General features: G+C 45.3%; 14 protein-coding genes. 11 read left to right on the top strand and 3 right to left on the bottom strand.

Features of this window, described 5'->3' with window-relative positions; all coding sequences use genetic code 11:
* The first annotated feature begins 3 nt into the window (after window positions 1-3).
* The 5 genes from NST94_RS11930 (at window position 4) to spoVM (ending at window position 4,953) form a co-directional block, all read left to right on the top strand.
* Window positions 4-777 carry a Stp1/IreP family PP2C-type Ser/Thr phosphatase gene (locus tag NST94_RS11930; protein WP_076129149.1) on the top strand — a complete coding sequence of 258 codons (774 nt, stop codon included), beginning with the start codon at window positions 4-6 and terminating at the stop codon, window positions 775-777.
* The gene (pknB, locus tag NST94_RS11935) at window positions 777-3,023 is read left to right on the top strand and encodes a Stk1 family PASTA domain-containing Ser/Thr kinase (protein WP_076129150.1); all 2,247 of its coding nucleotides are present in this window, start codon (window positions 777-779) and stop codon (window positions 3,021-3,023) included. Before NST94_RS11930 ends, pknB begins: the two co-directional genes overlap by 1 nt.
* Before the next feature lie 96 nt (window positions 3,024-3,119).
* The gene (rsgA, locus tag NST94_RS11940) at window positions 3,120-4,025 is read left to right on the top strand and encodes a ribosome small subunit-dependent GTPase A (protein WP_076129151.1); all 906 of its coding nucleotides are present in this window, start codon (window positions 3,120-3,122) and stop codon (window positions 4,023-4,025) included.
* 4 nt (window positions 4,026-4,029) lie between these two features.
* Window positions 4,030-4,695 carry a ribulose-phosphate 3-epimerase gene (rpe, locus tag NST94_RS11945; protein WP_076280357.1) on the top strand — a complete coding sequence of 222 codons (666 nt, stop codon included), beginning with the start codon at window positions 4,030-4,032 and terminating at the stop codon, window positions 4,693-4,695.
* Between the two features lie 177 nt (window positions 4,696-4,872).
* Complete coding sequence (gene spoVM / locus NST94_RS11950) at window positions 4,873-4,953, top strand: stage V sporulation protein SpoVM (RefSeq protein WP_020431362.1); 81 nt, start codon at window positions 4,873-4,875, stop codon at window positions 4,951-4,953.
* Between the two features lie 102 nt (window positions 4,954-5,055).
* Here the strand turns inward: spoVM and rpmB are convergent, their stop codons facing one another.
* Complete coding sequence (gene rpmB / locus NST94_RS11955; protein WP_036686205.1) at window positions 5,056-5,244, bottom strand: 50S ribosomal protein L28; 189 nt, start codon at window positions 5,242-5,244, stop codon at window positions 5,056-5,058.
* A 190-nt stretch (window positions 5,245-5,434) separates the two neighbouring features.
* Here rpmB and NST94_RS11960 point away from each other — a divergent pair, with 190 nt between their 5' ends.
* The 4 genes from NST94_RS11960 to NST94_RS11975 all read left to right on the top strand — a co-directional run bounded on the left by NST94_RS11960 (window position 5,435) and on the right by NST94_RS11975 (window position 10,581).
* Window positions 5,435-7,219, top strand: coding sequence for a DAK2 domain-containing protein (locus NST94_RS11960; RefSeq protein ID WP_076179560.1), 1,785 nt, complete (start codon window positions 5,435-5,437; stop codon window positions 7,217-7,219).
* Between the two features lie 83 nt (window positions 7,220-7,302).
* Window positions 7,303-8,166: a DegV family protein gene (locus NST94_RS11965; protein ID WP_036686209.1), complete on the top strand. Its 864-nt coding sequence runs from the start codon at window positions 7,303-7,305 to the stop codon at window positions 8,164-8,166.
* Between the two features lie 9 nt (window positions 8,167-8,175).
* Window positions 8,176-10,227, top strand: a complete 2,052-nt coding sequence (gene recG, locus NST94_RS11970) for an ATP-dependent DNA helicase RecG (RefSeq protein ID WP_076280818.1) — start codon at window positions 8,176-8,178, stop codon at window positions 10,225-10,227.
* A 66-nt stretch (window positions 10,228-10,293) separates the two neighbouring features.
* A complete protein-coding gene (locus NST94_RS11975; RefSeq protein WP_036686212.1) occupies window positions 10,294-10,581 on the top strand; it encodes a stage VI sporulation protein F in 288 nt (95 codons plus the stop codon).
* Window positions 10,582-11,998: 1,417 nt separating this feature from the next.
* Here NST94_RS11975 and NST94_RS11980 read toward each other — a convergent pair.
* Both NST94_RS11980 and NST94_RS11985 read right to left on the bottom strand, forming a co-directional pair.
* Window positions 11,999-12,859: a YitT family protein gene (locus NST94_RS11980; protein ID WP_076125880.1), complete on the bottom strand. Its 861-nt coding sequence runs from the start codon at window positions 12,857-12,859 to the stop codon at window positions 11,999-12,001.
* Between the two features lie 972 nt (window positions 12,860-13,831).
* The gene (locus tag NST94_RS11985) at window positions 13,832-14,194 is read right to left on the bottom strand and encodes a hypothetical protein (RefSeq protein WP_076301813.1); all 363 of its coding nucleotides are present in this window, start codon (window positions 14,192-14,194) and stop codon (window positions 13,832-13,834) included.
* 185 nt (window positions 14,195-14,379) lie between these two features.
* On the opposite strand from NST94_RS11985, the gene NST94_RS11990 reads away from it, so the two are divergent.
* Window positions 14,380-14,793, top strand: coding sequence for a DUF2500 domain-containing protein (locus tag NST94_RS11990; RefSeq protein WP_339282005.1), 414 nt, complete (start codon window positions 14,380-14,382; stop codon window positions 14,791-14,793).
* A gap of 126 nt (window positions 14,794-14,919) precedes the next feature.
* Window positions 14,920-17,616: a calcium-translocating P-type ATPase, SERCA-type gene (locus tag NST94_RS11995; protein WP_339282146.1), complete on the top strand. Its 2,697-nt coding sequence runs from the start codon at window positions 14,920-14,922 to the stop codon at window positions 17,614-17,616.
* Window positions 17,617-17,660 lie beyond the last annotated feature (44 nt).

Below are 17,660 nucleotides of genomic sequence, written 5' to 3' on the forward strand. Positions count from 1 at the left end.
TATTTGATCAGAACAGTTCATGCCAGCGATATTGGCCGAGTGCGCTCTGTCAATGAGGATTCGGTCTGGATCGGCGCGACGCGCCACGGTTATACACTCGGTATTATTGCCGATGGGATGGGTGGACATCAGGCTGGTGAAACCGCAAGCAGGCTCGCTTTGGAGACAATGAGGAATAACCTGGACGGGTTAGAGCCTGAACTTCAAGACGAAGCTCTGCGTGATGCGTTGTCAGCTGCTATTTTGGAAGCTAACAGCACTGTGTTCAGGGAGGCTTCCGGTGACGATAAGTATCATAATATGGGTACTACTGTCGTTGCTGTTCTTTTGAATGGATCAAACGGATATATTGGCCATATCGGAGACAGCAGAGCCTATTTAATAAAAGACAGTGCGGCAGTTCAACTAACCGAGGATCATACGCTAGTCAATGAGCTGTTCAAGAACGGTCAGATCAGTGTGGAGGAATTGGATAATCATCCGCGTCGTAATGTGCTGACGAGGGCGCTTGGAACAGATGCTGAGGTTGAGGTTGATATGGCGCCTATAGCTCTGTTACCAGGGGAAATTTTGCTTCTATGCAGCGATGGTTTAAGCAACTTTGTCACAAATGAGCATTTAGGCAAAGTAGCAGGTATACATGAGATATCGTTAGAGGAAAGAGCGGACCGTTTACTTCAGCTGGCACTGCTCGCCGGCGGTGGCGATAATATTAGCGTCGCTTTGTTAGAACATCATGGAGAGGCCGCTGTGCCCGAAACAAAGGAGTGGGATTGATGATCGGTCACGAATTGGGCGGCCGTTACCAAGTCATCGAACGGATCGGCGGAGGTGGAATGGCGCTCGTCTATAGAGCACATGACATTCTTTTAAACCGAAATGTCGCCATCAAAGTATTGCGCAATCAGTTTGTGCATGACGAGGAATTTATTCGCCGTTTTAGGCGTGAGGCGCAGTCTGCCGCATCTTTGTCTCATCCGAATGTCGTCAGCATATACGATGTAGGACAAGAAGACGAAATTCATTACATTGTCATGGAGTATATTGAGGGTCAGAATCTTAATGAAATTATAAAAGAACGAGCGCCATTGCAGGTTGATGAATCCGTACGGATCGCTTCACAAATCTGTGATGCCCTAGATCATGCGCATCAGAATCAAATTATTCATCGTGATATAAAACCACATAATATCCTGATCGGACGCAATGGACGGGTGAAAGTAACCGATTTTGGGATTGCCCGTGCAGTTACGTCAACAACCATTACTCAGACCGGTTCTGTTGTCGGTTCAGTACATTATTTCTCGCCAGAGCATGCCAAAGGTGTCTCTACAGGAGAAAAGTCTGACTTGTATTCATTAGGTATTGTACTTTATCAAATGCTTACTGGAAGCCTGCCCTTTTTGGGAGAGAGTCCGATTAGTGTAGCTTTAAAACATCTGCAAGAAGAGTTTGAAGAGCCAAAACTTCTGAATCCACTCATTCCGCAAAGCGTTGAGAATGTAATTCTGAGATCAATGCGTAAAAACCCGGAGGAGCGATACGACTCTGCCAAAGAAATGTTACAGGATTTGGAAACATGCTTATTGCCGGAGCGTCGCAGTGAGGCGAAGATTCTGTTCAACGATGAAGAAGATGAGGATCGTACGCGGGTTATCCCGGCGATAAAACCGATTCAAAGAAGCAATGGTAATCGTAATCATCGTGAGGAACGGATGGTTCGTGATGAAGATGATGAACCGGTGCCTTCAAGCAAAGGTAAAAAACAATGGGCAAAACCCACATTATGGATTGGGCTTACCTTACTGTTGCTGTTGGCTATGGCCAGTCTCGTATGGTACGTTAAATCACAGCTAGTTGTTCCTGAGGTTTCCGTTCCTTATGTAGTAGGTAAACAGATAGAACAAGCACAAACTGAGCTTGAGGATTTGGGGCTTGAGGTTGCTGATCCTATTCTGTATGACTACAGTCCGAATTTTGAAGAGAATGTGGTCATTAAGCAGAGTAGGGAAAAGGATGCCAAAGTGAAAAAAGGAGCGTCCCTTATACTCACTGTGAATACGGCTAAGCCATTACCCAAGATGCCAGATGTAGTTAACAAGAGCTTTGATGATGCGGTTAAAGCATTGATGGCGCTGGGTGTAGCCCAGGACAGGATTGATAATAAACCTCTCTATGACGAAAATACAGATGAAGGTCTCATTGTAAAATCTGACCCTGCATTAAATGCTGAATTCGATCCTGAGACGGTTCAAATCACCCTTTACGTAAGTAAAGGAGAAGAAAGTGTACTGTTGCCAGATCTCATCGGTAAGACGGAGAGTGAGGCAAAGGCGCTGCTTGAAGGTGCCAAGCTTGTTCTTGGAGAAGTGAAGAAAGAATCCAGCTTCAGCATTGAAGAAGGTAAAGTAACAAAGACTTGGGCATTTGATAAAGGGACAGGTACTTCTGTTCCACCTGGAACAGCGATTACGATTTACTTAAGTACAGGTTATCCACCTGAAGCCCTGAATTATACCTTTAATGTGCCAGTCGCTCCTGCTCAGGATGGGAAAAAGAGCAAGATTCGTATCGAATTCGTGGATGCGCGCAATAATGGAGAGAAGCAGGATTGGGGAACACGTACCATTGGAAAGAGCCAAGTGTTATCCGTTAATCTAGTATTGGCTCCTAATAAAGATGGTTCGGTTATTGTTACCCGTGACGGTGTGCTTTTGGACACTTATGTCATTCCTTATATCGATGCGAAGAACGGAACCGTTCAGGAGCCTGAACCACCAGTTATAGCAACACCACAGCCAACTCCAACACCTTCTGCTGAACCTACGCCTACAATTGAACCTACGATTGAACCGGAGATCTTGCCGGGTTCAGGTTCAGAGAATGACGGAGGGAATAACGGGGCGGTGAATCAGACAGGGTTCGTAAACAATAGTTCTATAAATAGTGAATCGACTAATAATGGCAATAATAAGCACAACAATAAAGGCAAGGATAAATCTAAAGATAAAAACAACAACTAAACAGGGTTTAACCTGAACGGTTGGCGTAGCGAAATGACCCGGGGATATCAGACTTGGGTCATTTTCGCAAAATCAGGAGAGGAAGGCTCACTATGTATGCCTGAAGGAATAATTGTTAAGGCGTTAAGCGGTTATTATTATGTGAAACCGCTCCGCGAAGGATTAATTGCGACTGAAGAGCATTCTGTTCAATGCAGAGGCCGAGGAATTCTCAAGAAAAAAGGGATCGCTCCGCTAGTTGGAGATCGGGTTATTTATATCCTTACTGAGCATGGAGAAGGAATGGTGGATGAACTTCTACCTAGAGAATCTGAACTGATTCGTCCACCTGTAGCGAATGTTAAGCTCGCAGTGCTTTTATTCTCCGTTCGGGAGCCCGATATGAACCTGAATCTGTTGGACAAGTTTCTAGTTCATATTGAGCATTCGGGTCTGGAACCCCTAATTGTTCTGACTAAACAGGATTTGGCGGATGATGATGGTGAAGCTACCCGTTATGTTAAAGAACTTTATGAGGATATCGGATATGAAGTGATGGTTACAAGTTCATTTACTGGTGCCGGAAGCGATGAGCTAAGACAAAGGCTTACTGGTGGCATCAGCGTATTTGCGGGTCAATCGGGGGTTGGTAAGTCCACCTTATTGAATCGTATTGTTCCAGGGCTTAAACTGGAGACTGGAGAGATCAGTTTACGATTGGGACGTGGTCGTCATACGACCCGTCATGTGGAGCTGATGGATATTGGTGGTGGAGGTTTTGTTGCAGATACCCCAGGTTTTAGTCAGCTTGATTTCTTGGAGCTTGGTGTAGAAGAGCTGTCCACTTGTTTTCGTGAATTTGCTCAATACGCATCCGATTGTAAGTTCCGGGGCTGCAGTCATCAGCATGAACCAGGCTGCCGTGTAATAGAGGCTTGGAAAGCAGGGAAAATTGCGGATAGTCGCTATGATCATTACAAACTGTTTTTTAATGAAATGAAAGATAAAAAGCGGAGGTACTAACATCATGATACGAATAGCACCATCTTTATTGTCGGCGGATTTCGCGCGTTTAGGTCCAGAAGTTGCAGAGGCGGAAGCCAGTGGTGGAGATTGGATACATGTGGATGTAATGGACGGTCATTTTGTGCCGAATATCACGTTGGGTCCACCTATTGTAAAAGCTGTATCGTTACATACCAAGCTGCCACTTGATGTTCACTTGATGATTGAGTCACCAGAACGTTATATCCCTGATTTTGCTGCAGCTGGTGCAAGTGTGATCACCGTTCACGCTGAGGCATGCGTTCATTTGCATCGTGTGGTTCATCAGATCAAGGAACTGGGGCTGAAGGCAAGTGTAGCAATTAATCCGGGTACTCCGGCTTCAGCGGTGCGTGAGGTGCTGGAGGATGTGGATATGATTCTGGTGATGACCGTTAATCCAGGCTTTGGTGGTCAAGCATTCATTCCTAACACTTTGCGCAAAATCACTCAAATTCGAGAATGGGCGAATGAAGTGAATCCAGATTTATTGATCGAAGTAGATGGTGGAGTATCGGAAGATACAGCACCATTGGTTGTGGCAGCTGGAGCCGATGTTTTGGTAGCGGGGAATGCAGTTTTTGGCCGGAGTGATCGTGCTGCGGCGATCCGAGGAATTCGAGAAGCAGCCGAATCAGCACTGCGTTAAAAAATAGGCGATTGAGACTATAGGTATAGGCCAAGTCCTCGGTGCATAAATATGGTTACATGAGCAGAAATCTCATGTAGCCTTTTTTTGTTTTGGCAGGGAGGACTGCAGTTCGTTTCCGTTATTGACAAGAGGAAAGTCTCCTGCGTACGGCATGAATTGATGGGAGGGTAAATCATGAAATTTTACACGTTTAAGCTGCCAAGGTTTTTGGGAGGTTTTGTTAAAGCAATATTGAACACATTTCAGAAGAGTTAAGCCTCTAACAGAAAAGAAAACATGAAAAAAAGCACCTTACAAATGTAAAGGGTGCTTTTTGCTTCATATAAGTTATCGTTCGGTCTTAAAAATTGCTAAAGACTAAACGCGTTCAACTTTACCGGCTTTCAAAGCACGGGTGCTGACGTACACGCGTTTTGGTTTACCGTTCACGAGGATACGGACCTTCTGAACGTTAACTCCCCAAGAACGACGGTTGCGGTTATTAGCGTGAGACACGTGGTTGCCGCTGCTCGGTTTCTTGCCTGTTACTGCACATTTGCGGGACATAGATTACACCTCCTTATTCCTAACACCTGCATAAACAATACTTATCTATAATATCACAGCAAATTTTGCTACGTCAACCGATTCAAAAACATTTATTTCTTTTAATACTTATAGTACAATGTAAATTAGTGCATTATGTCCTGTTAATCATAGAATGATTAGGCATGAAGTTAGGAAGGGGAATTCTCAATTGAGTAAGCGTTCTATAAACGGAACAGATTTTACCGCTATGGTATTGGCTGGAGCGGATAAGCTGCAACAGCATGCAGAACACGTCAATTCCCTAAATGTTTTTCCGGTCCCAGACGGAGATACCGGTACAAACATGAATTTGACGATGACCGCAGGTGCGAATGAATTAAAGAAAAATAACACCACTTCTGTGGGCCAATGTGCAGGTGTACTCTCCAAGGGCTTATTAATGGGAGCTCGCGGGAATTCCGGCGTTATTTTGTCCCAGTTATTCAGAGGGTTTAGCAGGTATGCGGCTCAACATGATGAGCTTAATACACAGCAGTTCGCTGCTGCGCTGCAAACCGGAGTGGACGCTGCGTATAAAGCAGTTGTAAAGCCTGTAGAGGGAACTATTCTTACTGTAGCTAAAGAGGCTGCAAGACATGCTGTTTATTATGCCCGCCGTACTACTGACGTTGTGGAGCTGATGACAGAGGTATTAGCCAAAGCAAAAGAAGCCTTAGCTTATACGCCTGAGCAATTACCTGTATTGAAGCAAGTCGGTGTTGTAGATTCTGGCGGTCAAGGTTTGGTCTACATTTATGAAGGGTTTCACCAGCATCTGACGAACGGAAGTACCGGTCTGTCTGAATCTGTGCAAGGACAAACCCACACACCAGTTGCACCAGCGCCTAAACCCGTGTTAACGAAACCTGAAAATGAACTGTTTTCTGTACAGTCTTCTGCGCAGTCACAGCTATCTACTGAAGATATAGAATTTCTATATGATATGGAGTTTTTCATTAATCGCCAGTTAGGCGCTAACGTGAGAACTAATTTTGATGAGGAAGCTTTTAGGAAAGCGTTGTCAGTTAATGGCGATTCCATTATTGTAATTTCGGATGATGAGACGATTAAAGTGCATGTGCATTCTAAGGCTCCGGGTGAAGTGATGAACTTGGCTCTTCTTTATGGGGAGATCACGCAGATTCACATTCTTAATATGCGAGAGCAGCATCGTGACCTGCTGACTGCGGGTATGGATATTGCACCAATGCCTGATGTATTCGCTGATATGCCGAATGAGAAGAGTGCAGTGCAAATGTCTCCTGCTGAACCACCAGCTGATGATTTGGCACCTTACGGCTTCATTGCGGTATCTTCTGGCGCAGGTATTGCTGATATTTTCAAAAGCCTTGGAGTGGACGTAGTCCTAGCTGGTGGTCAAACAATGAATCCTAGCACGGAGGATTTCGTGAACGCGATCTCTTCTATATCTGCGAAGCATGTTTATATTTTGCCGAATAACTCGAACATTGTTCTTGCCGCTCAACAAGCTAAAGATCTTCTAGAAGGCGAACGTGAGATTACGGTGATTCCAAGTAAAAGTATTCCACAGGGAATAGCAGCAGCTTTTGCGTTCCAAGAGGAAGATGCTGTGGAGACTAATTCTGAGAATATGCTGGAAGCAATCTCTCATGTGAAATCCGGACAAGTAACGAACGCTGTGCGTGATACAAGCTTTGATGAGCTGGAGATTAAATCGGGCCAATTTATTGGAATTTCTAATTCCAAAATTGTTGCTGCGGCAGATGATCTTTTGGCTGCAAGTCAGGCGCTGCTATCCAACATGCTGGAGAATGGCGACGAAATCGTCACGATCCTTATTGGTGCAGAAACAGAATCCGAGGCTACTGATTCTTTGAGTGAGTGGCTGGAAGAGACTTATCCGAATGTGGAAGTTGAGATTCATGAGGGTGGCCAACCCCTGTATTATTATCTGTTCTCTGTAGAGCCATAGGTAGGAATTAATGGTTCTTTAACAATGGAGTAGAAATTTGTTATTGCGTAGTTGGCAAAATTATAGCTTGGGGGAGAAAATCCATGAATCGTACCATTATCGTCACCGACAGCACTTCAGATATCCCGCCAGCAATGGCGGAAACGTACGGAATTGAGGTAGTACCGTTGACCTTAATGTTCGGCGAAGAGGCTTTTAGGGACAATCTGGATATGACTCCGGAGCAGTTCTATGAGCGTCTTCCCCGTACCTCACAGCTGCCGACTACTTCTCAACCCTCACCGGTTGAATATATGAATGTGTACCGCAGTATTCTGGAGCGTAACCCGGGCTGTTCTATCCTTTCCTTTCATATCTCTTCTGGACTGAGCGGGACTTATCAATCTGCATTGCTGGCTAAATCGATGCTGGAGGAAGAGGGAGAAGGAATCACTGTTGTGGATTCTCTCTCCGCTTCTTATGGTTTTGGATTTATGGTAGTGGAAGCTGCCAGAATGTCTGCTGAGGGCAAAGGACCTGAAGAGATACTTGAGGCTGTAGAAAGCCTACGTCAATCGCGTAAGCTTTACTTCTTAGTAGATACACTTGAATATTTACAAAAAGGCGGGAGAATTGGGAAAGCCTCCGCTATTCTGGGGACACTTCTGAATATTAAGCCGATCCTGTCCATTGATGCAGAAGGAATTATTTATGCGGTGGAGAAAGTTAGAGGCCGTAAGAAGGCTGTCGCCCGTATGATTGAACTGTTCAAGCGGGATCTGCAGGGTGTAAACAAAATCAATGTGGCCGTGGGTCATACGGCTGAACCGGCTTCCGGCGAAGAGTTCCTGAATGAGCTTGCAGGACACTTCACCTTGGAAGAAAAAGTGCTGACGAACGTCGGCCCTGTCGTGGGCAGCCATGTCGGTAACGGTACATTAGCTGTGTTCATTTGGCCTGCAAAATGAGGGATAAATATGACACTGGCATTAAATCAAATTGAAGTAAAAAACATAACTGGCGTGAGTGCTCAAAAGCAAAGCGAGCTTCACGCCTTTGGCGTCTTTACAGTAAAGGATTTATTAGAGTATTATCCGTTCCGCTACGAGGATTATCGGCCCCGCTCGCTTAGCGAGACTAAACACGGGGATAAAGTGACCGTTGAGGCAAAAGTGATCGGTATCCCTGTGCTGCAGCGCTTTGGCGGCAAGTCTCGTCTTAGCTGTAAGATGGTTGCAGAGCCCTGGATGTTCACAGCAACCTGGTTTAACCGCCATTACGTAAGAGAGCAACTCACTGTGGGACGGGAAATTGTGCTGACCGGAAAATGGGATCAGAAGCGCAATCAGATTACAGTGACTGATTATGAATTTCCGGATCGTGGTGAAGGGAAGACGGGAACACTGCAGCCGGTCTATTCAGTAGGTGGTAAGATCACGCAGTCATGGATCAGGAAGGTTATTAATCAGGGACTTCAGCAGTATGGGGATCTGATTCCAGAAATTTTACCGCATTCTATTATGAGGGAATATGACTTCATGCCGCGTAAACGGGCCATTGCCACTATTCATAGGCCTGAGGACACTCGTGAAGGGCAGCAGGGGCGCCGTAGGATGGTGTATGAGGAACTATTCCTGTTCCAGTTGAAGATGCAAGCGTTCAGGGTTCTGAACCGCGGGCGGATGGATGGGGTAGTCCACACAGTGGATAACGCGACGGTACGCCAGTTCGTTCGCAGTCTGCCTTTTGAGCTTACAGATGCACAGAAACGTGTAGAGCTGGAGATTTTACATGATCTGCGTTCACCATATTGCATGAATCGTCTGCTGCAAGGAGATGTTGGCTCGGGTAAAACAGTGCTTGCGGCAGTGGCGCTTTTTGCTACGGTAAGATCTGGTTTTCAGGGCGCACTTATGGTGCCTACAGAGATTTTGGCAGAGCAGCATATGCGTTCACTTACCAGAATGTTTGAGCCGTTTGGGATTACTGTAGGACTCCTTACGGGCAGTGTGACTGGCCGAAAACGTAAAGAATTATTGGCCTCGTTGCAAATGGGGATGCTTGATATCGTGGTAGGAACACATGCTTTGATTCAGGAGGATGTATTTTTCCGTGATCTGGGACTTGTAGTAACTGACGAGCAGCATCGTTTTGGTGTGAATCAGCGTGGTGTATTGCGGCGTAAAGGATATAATCCGGATGTACTAACGATGACGGCGACGCCTATTCCTCGTACGCTAGCCATCTCTGTTTTTGGCGATATGGATGTATCCACTTTATCTGAAAGGCCGAAAGGCCGGGTGCCAATAACTAGCTACTGGGTAAAGCATGATCTCATGGATCGTGTGCTGAATCTGATTAAGCGTGAAATTGATCTCGGTCGTCAAGCTTATCTGATCTGTCCGCTTATTGAAGAGTCAGAGAAGCTGGATGTGCAGAATGCTATTGATTTGCATATTCAGATGAGCCAAGCTTTCCCTAGCTATAAAGTTGGGCTTTTACATGGTAAAATGACTCCTGCTGAAAAAGATGAAGTGATGCGAGCGTTTTATAACAATGAACTGCAGCTGCTTGTGTCCACTACGGTGGTGGAGGTGGGTGTAGACGTTCCTAATGCTACATTGATGATCATTATGGATGCGGATCGTTTTGGCCTGTCACAGCTGCACCAGCTGCGTGGACGGGTAGGAAGAGGGCAGCATGCCTCTTTTTGTGTGTTGGTAGCTGATCCAAAATCTGAAATCGGACGTGAGCGAATGACTGCCATGACCGATACGGATGACGGATTTGAGATTTCCCGAAGGGATTTGGAGCTGCGTGGTCCGGGGGACTTTTTTGGGACAAAGCAGAGTGGATTACCGGAGTTTCGGCTGGCAGATATGACGGCTGACTTTGAAATTCTCGAGCAGGCGCGGGATGATGTTGCTGAGCTGCTTAAGGATGAAGCCTTTTGGACATCACCTGAATATGCAGCTCTTCGGCATTATTTACAGAGTGAACAGATCTTCCAAGGAGAATTAATTGACTAACTAGGCACATGTAGCACCGAAGGCTCATATACTGTGAAAGATTGGATATGACGGGAGGTGCTACACTTGGGTTATCAACAATTCGGAATTAGCCCTCAGTTGGTGGATCGCATCAAGCTGAAGATGAAAAACTCGACTGTGAAGGATCGTATCAAAAGTATGATTGAGGGCATCTCGAAACAGGAGCTGCAGGATCCTGCGGTTGTTCGCAGATTGGTACGAAAAGCGTCAGGTGTATTGAACGAGAAATTGACCTCGACACAGGAAGAACAAATTGTAAAGTTTATCATCGCGCAGAAAATCGATCCGAACAACACCTTTCATTTGATCCGCTTGTGGGGAATGTTCCGTTAAGTAGCGGATTAAATGAAAAGTAGGGGTTGTCCATAGATGGTTTTTTCATCGTATGTGACAGTCTGCAAGCAGCGATCCTCCTATTACTGGAGGATCGCTGCTTTGCGTTTTTGGTCGCAGTTACGGCAAGCTGCAATACGTTTCTATTCTTGACAACCGATGCCACCGAATCGTGGTCATTCGTCGTCCGGTACCGCTGAATGATGTTCATCCATCGTTTGATGCCACCGAATCATGGTCAACCTTCGTCAGATGCCACTGAATCATAGTCAACAGTTGTCCAATACCGTAGAAATATGATCATTCGCTTTCCAATCCCGCCGAATTATATCCATCCTACTACTAATACCAGCGAATCATAGTCATCCGCCGTCCGATACCCCGAATCACATTCACCCGCCGTACGATGTCGCTGAATTATGTTTATCCACCGTCCGATCCCGCTGAATCATGATCATCCGCTGCGGCTTTCGGACTCCAATGACGTTATTCGCAAATATATCGCCTTTGGAGCAAGGTTTCGGACTCCAGTGCAGTTATTCATAAGAAATAGGCTCATAGTTGGCGTTTTTTGTGCCAATAGGGGCTATGGGGTCCGATAGCATCTGAAATTCAGGATAATTCCGCGTATAAGGTCCGCTGTGTCCGATGCCACCGAATCATGATCATCCGCTGTGGCATTCGGACTCCAATGACGTTATTCGCAAATATATCGCCTTTGGAGCAAGGTTTCGGACCCCAGTGCAGTTATTCATAAGAAATAGACTCGTAGTTGGCGTTTTTGGTGCCAATAGGGGCTATGCGGTCCGATAGCATCCAAAATTCAGGATAATTCCGCGTATAAGGTCCGCTGTGTCCGATGCCACCGAATTCCATTCATCTGCCGTGGGGTACCGCTGAATTATGTTTATCCATCGTCTGATGCTACCGAATCAAGTTCATCTGCTGTCGGGTACCACCGAATCTTGTTCATCCGCAAGTCGCTACCGCCGAATCATGATCATCCGCTGTGGCTTTCGGACTCCAATGACGTTATTCGCAAATATATCGCCTTTGGAGCGAGGTTTCGGACCCCAGTGCAGTTATTCATAAGAAATAAGCTCATAGTTGGCGTTTTTTGTGCCAATAGGAGCTATGGGGTCCGATAGCATCCAAAATTCAGGGTTATTTCGCGTATAAGGTCTCCTATGTCCGATAGCTGCCTCAATCGCGCAAACATGTTAGATTAAGCGAAGTTTGAGGCCTCACACAAGGAGTTTGAGGCTTCGATCAAGAAGTTTTGGTTCTCAAACAAAAAAATGGAGTCTTCGCTCAAGAAATTAGGTCTCGCTTAGAAAAATTGGTTGCGATCAAAGGCTAAATTCAAAAAGAAAGGAGCGCTCCAGCCATTTTCATGGCTTAAGGGCGCTCCCTTTTTTTATTCGTGTAAGCGTGTTTGTCTATGATCTTTAGTGGCTGATCTGAACACAATTTGGCTCTCTGAATCACACTGTAGAACGAGTGCCCGAAGATGCTCTTCTTCCATTCTGTTCGTCAGACAAAACAACGTGCTAACCTCTCCATCTTGCCCTGAACCTTCAGCAATCGCAGCTTCTCGGTTTAGGGAGCTTGCGATTGCTTGCTGAATGTCCAAACATCGGCTGCTGGTAATCCAAGCAGTGCGGGAGTGGGATAATCCTCGTAGTGAGATACGAACACCTTCGAAAGCCAGCAGGTAGGCAATAATAGAATACATTGCTTGCTCCCAACCGAACAATGTACCTGCAAAAAGCAGAATTGCACAGTTCAGGATCATAATAACGACTTCCGTTGACTTTGGAGGTCCGCCGCTCAGCAGAGAATACCCTTGGTCACTGGCTTGTTTATTTACACCGCCGAATCTCACAGATATTCCAATACCTACTCCAAGACAGATGCCTCCTGCCATTGCGGCAGGTAAAGGATCGCTAATCACAGCAGGAAAACGATGCAGCGCAAGAGACGCGATGGTTAGGCAGGTTAATCCCAAAACAGTGTAAAGAGCAAAGCGGAGATTTACTTGTTTTCGCGACATAAATATAAAGGGCAGATTGAATAGAAATAGAAACAATCCAAGCTGCATTTCAGTAGTATGAGCGAATAATGCGGATAAACCTGTAATCCCGCCGACAACAAGGCCATGTGGCATTAAAAATAATTCCAATCCTACAGCAGCAAGCAATGCGCCGGCAATGACTGTGAGAACTCGGAAGGTAGAGCTTCTTTGTAGCTGTTGACGTTGATTTATTTTGTTCTGCATAGTTTTTCCTCCTTCAACAGGGGAAACGACCTTACTTATTTTCAGTGGCTATGGCAGATTTTTTTTGATATTCGTGCATCATGTCGTTTCTCAAAGTTGAATACTTTATCCGTTATTTTACAAATCTATTTAGATTCCTTCGTCAGACAATGTCCAAGGACAACAAGGATCAGCACGTAAATGTCTGCGAATGGCTGCAAATGGTTGCAAATCTCTGCGAAAGGCTGAAAATGGCCGCAAATAGCTGCAAATAGCTGCAAATAGCTGCAAATATCTGCAAATAGCTGTAAATGGCCGCAAATGGTTGCAAATGACGGAGAATGTTGCAAAGGCTCCAATTGGTTGCGAATGGTTGGAAATAGTGAAGAATAGCCAGCACTCCGCTTTCTTTACCCAAATTGGCTAAAACAATTTAAAGTTTATCCCGTGAGACTATAGGCATCCAATGATAGATGAAGCATGAAGGCTGTGACCAACGCTACGTCCGGCCAGCAAGCCTGCAACGAAGTTGCCAATCAGCGTAACGATAACTGCTGCAAGGGAGCCTAGAGCGCCTCACCGCCTAAGGTGGGTGGATGTACCTCAGTCTCAAGCTGAAGAAGAAGATGGCACCTAAGAAATAACGAAATAGGATCACGAGCTTTTCAATTCGTCTCACATGTTCGGTTTCAGCGAGGAAAAGTCCACTAGTAGGACGCCAATAACTTCTGTCTGCTAGATGAATGGTGTCGGTGAATCCAGCAATCAGGAATAGTGCTGCGAATATTACTAATGTAAAAGCGCACCTGAACGGATATCCAGAACACGGTTGAGCCAAGATACTTGCTTTCTTCCGGTGGATGATGAGCAATGCGAGCATGTATACCTACCGGTAAATCCGCATCTCTATAATTCATGATACATAAGATTTTTATCAATTGAAGTTCTAAATTCCCTTCAGCCGACATTCATTTAGGGCAGAGGTGAACTTCGCTAAGGTAGTGATATTAGAAAATGAGACGTGAATTTTAACAGGTACAGCCGCAGTCGAAGCAGGAATTTATAAATCACTGGACGGAACAGTAAAGAAAGTACAGGGAGTATTGCAATTACCGCAAGTGACTTCGCTCCCCACTGTTCAGTTATTTTGATGGCTCCTACCTGAGGGGTTATTTGAGGTGCAATCCTTACGGGAGGTGTAAACTTTCGCTCGTAGCGTTCAATTTCGGATGTCGTTGATTCTTGCTCCGTAGTGAATAATCCTCCAGACCAGGCAGGTGGAAAAGAAAACATCATTCCCAGAATTAGGACGATACGAAGAAACCAATGTAGTGATAAACGCGCTATATATTGCACCGAAATAACACCTCCCAACTGTATGTAGTATTTAAAAGCATACCATACCTTTTCCTTTGAATCCAAATTGTTTTGTGAAAAAAATTCATATATAGATGATGAAAACATGAAACCGAACGGGAAAAATGACGTATTTCGCAGCATAGATAACTTTTATTATCTTGTTTCAGTCAGGAGGGATAAATTTGAGCGAATGGCAGGATTTTAACGGTTTTGATGAGCGCAGCTTTTTCGGAAGTTTCATTCATGAGATGCCACTATTTTTTAAATTATTTGCTTTGCTTTTTCTTGGCCTTTTCGTTTTTATGATTGTTAAATCAGTGAGAATCTGGATGTCCAATAACGCAAGTCCTTTGATAAAAGCAAACTGCACAGCGGTGACCAAACGAACCGAGGTGTGGGGGGGATCCGGTGAATCGAGAGCAAATACTAGTTATTACGTTACGTTTGAGTTTGCCGATGGCTCTCGATTGGAGTTGCAGGTAAGAGATCAGGATTTTGGCCTGATTGTAGAAGGTGACCAAGGCGAACTCCTGTATCAAGGGACTAGGTTTAAAAGCTTCAATCGCGATTTGAAGAAAGAACATCTAAATTTCTAAAAAAGTACATACCATTCAAGAATCACCATGCCTGTTTTGGGTAAAACTCATATGAGAGGTTTTACCAGATCTCAATTCTGGAAGGAGGCTATGGTCTTGAATTCAAATAATCCACAATCGCAAGGGCTGGTACCCTTCCATACTCTGAGCGAGGAAGAAGTGCTGAATAGGCTGGAAACTCGGAAAGAGGGTTTATCTTCCGATGAAGCGGCTAAATTTCTGGAGCGATATGGGAAGAATGTACTGCAAGAAGCGAAGACTAAATCGCTATTAGAAAAGTTTATCGAACAATTTAAAAATGTAATGATCTTTATTTTGCTAGTAGCAGCTGTATTATCAGGAGTTTTGGGGGAATGGACGGATACGATTATTATTTTGCTTGTAGTCATTCTGAACGCGGTGCTTGGAGTTATTCAGGAAAATAAGGCGGAGCAGGCACTCGATGCGCTTAAAAGCATGTCCTCTCCGCATGCCAGAGTAAGACGTTCCGGTCAGGTTACTGAGATAAAAAGTGAAGACCTCGTACCCGGGGATATCGTATTACTGGAAGCCGGAAATGTAGTTCCGGCGGATATAAGACTTTTGGAAGCCGCATCGTTAAAGACGGAGGAAGCCGCGCTTACAGGAGAATCATTGCCATCAGAAAAGCGGGCCGGTGTGCTTGAAGGCAGCGACATTGTAATCGGTGACCGCACCAATATGGCTTATATGAGCAGCAGTGTTACTTATGGCCGGGCGGTTGGTGTCGTTACAACAACAGGAATGCAGACGGAGGTCGGTAGAATTGCCGGTTATATCTCGGAGGAAGATAATGATGTAACACCGCTGCAAAAAAAGCTGGATGAACTAGGGAAATATTTCACCTTTATTATTCTTGGCGTTTGCGTGATTATCTTTGCCGTTGGGATCTTCGAGGGAAGAGAGCTAATGGATATGCTACTCACCTCGATCTCACTTGCGGTAGCGGCTATCCCGGAAGGGCTGCCAGCAATTGTTACGATCATTCTCGCGCTTGGTGTGCAGCGAATGGCGGGACGAAAAGCGATCATTCGCAAGCTTCCTGCCGTGGAGACACTCGGAAGTACAGAGATTATATGCTCCGATAAGACAGGTACTTTAACATTAAATAAAATGACTGTCGAAAAAGTACATGTCAACGGAAAGACCACTGATTCCAGTGCAGGACTTGAAGGGATTCCTGGTGGTGAGTTATTGCTTCAAGCTATGACGCTTTGTAATGACTCCAGCATTGACGAAGGAAAGACTCCTAGTGAAACTGAAGCAAAAGCTGGAAACAAGGATCCCCAAACCAAGAGCGGAAAAGCAATCATCGGCGATCCGACGGAGACCGCGTTAGTCGATTATGCGCTTAGTATAGGTACTGACAAAAGGGAGCTTGAAAAGGAATATCCACGTAAAAATGAGCTGCCTTTTGACTCTGATCGCAAGCTGATGACAACGATTCATGAGGTAGAAGATGGTCGATATCGTGTGCTGACAAAGGGTGCACCAGATGTACTTTTGTCCAAATGCAGCCATATTTATGTGGATGGAGAAATTGTACCTCTACAAGACGAACATAAGCGGAATATCATGGAGAGTAATAAAATGCTCGCAAATGACGCACTTCGAGTGTTGGCGTTTGCTTTCCGAGATGAGGAGCAGCTGCCGACCGATCTCTCACCAGATACCACGGAGATAGAGTTAGTATTTATTGGTTTGGTTGGTATGATAGACCCGCCGCGTGAGGAAGTACGGGATGCGGTAGCCATCTGCCGTAAAGCGGGAATAAGACCTGTAATGATTACAGGGGATCATCGTGATACAGCAGCGGCTATTGCCAAAAGATTAGGGATTATTGAAGATGAATCAGGTGTATTAACGGGCAGTGAGCTGGATAAATTCAGCGAAGAGGAATTTGCGGAGAAGGTTACCGATTATTCGGTTTATGCACGCGTCTCTCCTGAACACAAGGTGCGTATCGTTAAGGCTTGGCGGCAAAAAGGAAAAATTGTGGCGATGACCGGAGATGGTGTAAATGATGCTCCTGCACTTAAATCATCCGACATCGGTGTGGGCATGGGGATAACCGGAACGGATGTTGCCAAGGGTGTATCAGATATGGTGCTTGCCGACGATAACTTTACGACTATAGTTGTTGCCGTTGAAGAAGGACGGAAAGTTTACAGCAATATCCGCAAAGCAATCCAGTTCCTTCTCTCCGCTAACCTTGGGGAAGTGCTGACATTATTTATTGCCACTATGATTGGTTGGCGTATTCTAGAGCCGATCCATATCCTGTGGATTAATCTCGTTACGGATACTTTACCTGCACTTGCCCTCGGGCTTGAGAAAGCCGGTGAGGATGTAATGGCGAAGAAGCCGCGTAAAGCAAGCAGTAGCATCTTTGCCGGCGGCGTGGGGATTGGGATTATATATCAAGGGATTATAGAAGCGGCGCTTACGTTATTGGTGTACCAATGGGCGCATACGCATTACAATGAAGGTATTGCGGTTACAATGGCCTTTGCCACATTAGGATTACTGCAAATTGCCCATGCTTTTAACGTCAGATCCAATAAAAAATCGCTATTCCAGATCGGTTGGTTCAGCAATCGGTATATGTTATGGGCGTCGCTGATCTCTATACTAATGCTTGTGCTTGTGATCATCATCCCGGGCTTAAACGACTGGTTTGGTGTCTCACATTTAAGTGGATTACAGTGGGGAATAGTATGTGCAGCAGCTGTAGCGATTATTGTCATAGTAGAACTTGTAAAGCTGTTTGTCCGGATAAGCGGAAGGGGCAAGAGCTGGGATTAAGAATTTGGTTAAGAGTTGTAGTCAAAAAGCCTGAATCCCTTCAA

The sequence above is a fragment of the Paenibacillus sp. FSL H8-0282 genome (assembly GCF_037963825.1).
Taxonomy (GTDB): domain Bacteria; phylum Bacillota; class Bacilli; order Paenibacillales; family Paenibacillaceae; genus Paenibacillus_AQ; species Paenibacillus_AQ odorifer.

Coding starts and splice junctions, on each gene's coding strand:
- pknB (WP_076129150.1), top strand. CDS start 777: ATGATCGGTCACGAATTGGGCGGCCGTTACCAAGTCATCGAACGGATC.
- rsgA (WP_076129151.1), top strand. CDS start 3,120: ATGCCTGAAGGAATAATTGTTAAGGCGTTAAGCGGTTATTATTATGTG.
- rpe (WP_076280357.1), top strand. CDS start 4,030: ATGATACGAATAGCACCATCTTTATTGTCGGCGGATTTCGCGCGTTTA.
- spoVM (WP_020431362.1), top strand. CDS start 4,873: ATGAAATTTTACACGTTTAAGCTGCCAAGGTTTTTGGGAGGTTTTGTT.
- rpmB (WP_036686205.1), bottom strand. CDS start 5,244: ATGTCCCGCAAATGTGCAGTAACAGGCAAGAAACCGAGCAGCGGCAAC.
- NST94_RS11965 (WP_036686209.1), top strand. CDS start 7,303: ATGAATCGTACCATTATCGTCACCGACAGCACTTCAGATATCCCGCCA.
- recG (WP_076280818.1), top strand. CDS start 8,176: ATGACACTGGCATTAAATCAAATTGAAGTAAAAAACATAACTGGCGTG.
- NST94_RS11980 (WP_076125880.1), bottom strand. CDS start 12,859: ATGCAGAACAAAATAAATCAACGTCAACAGCTACAAAGAAGCTCTACC.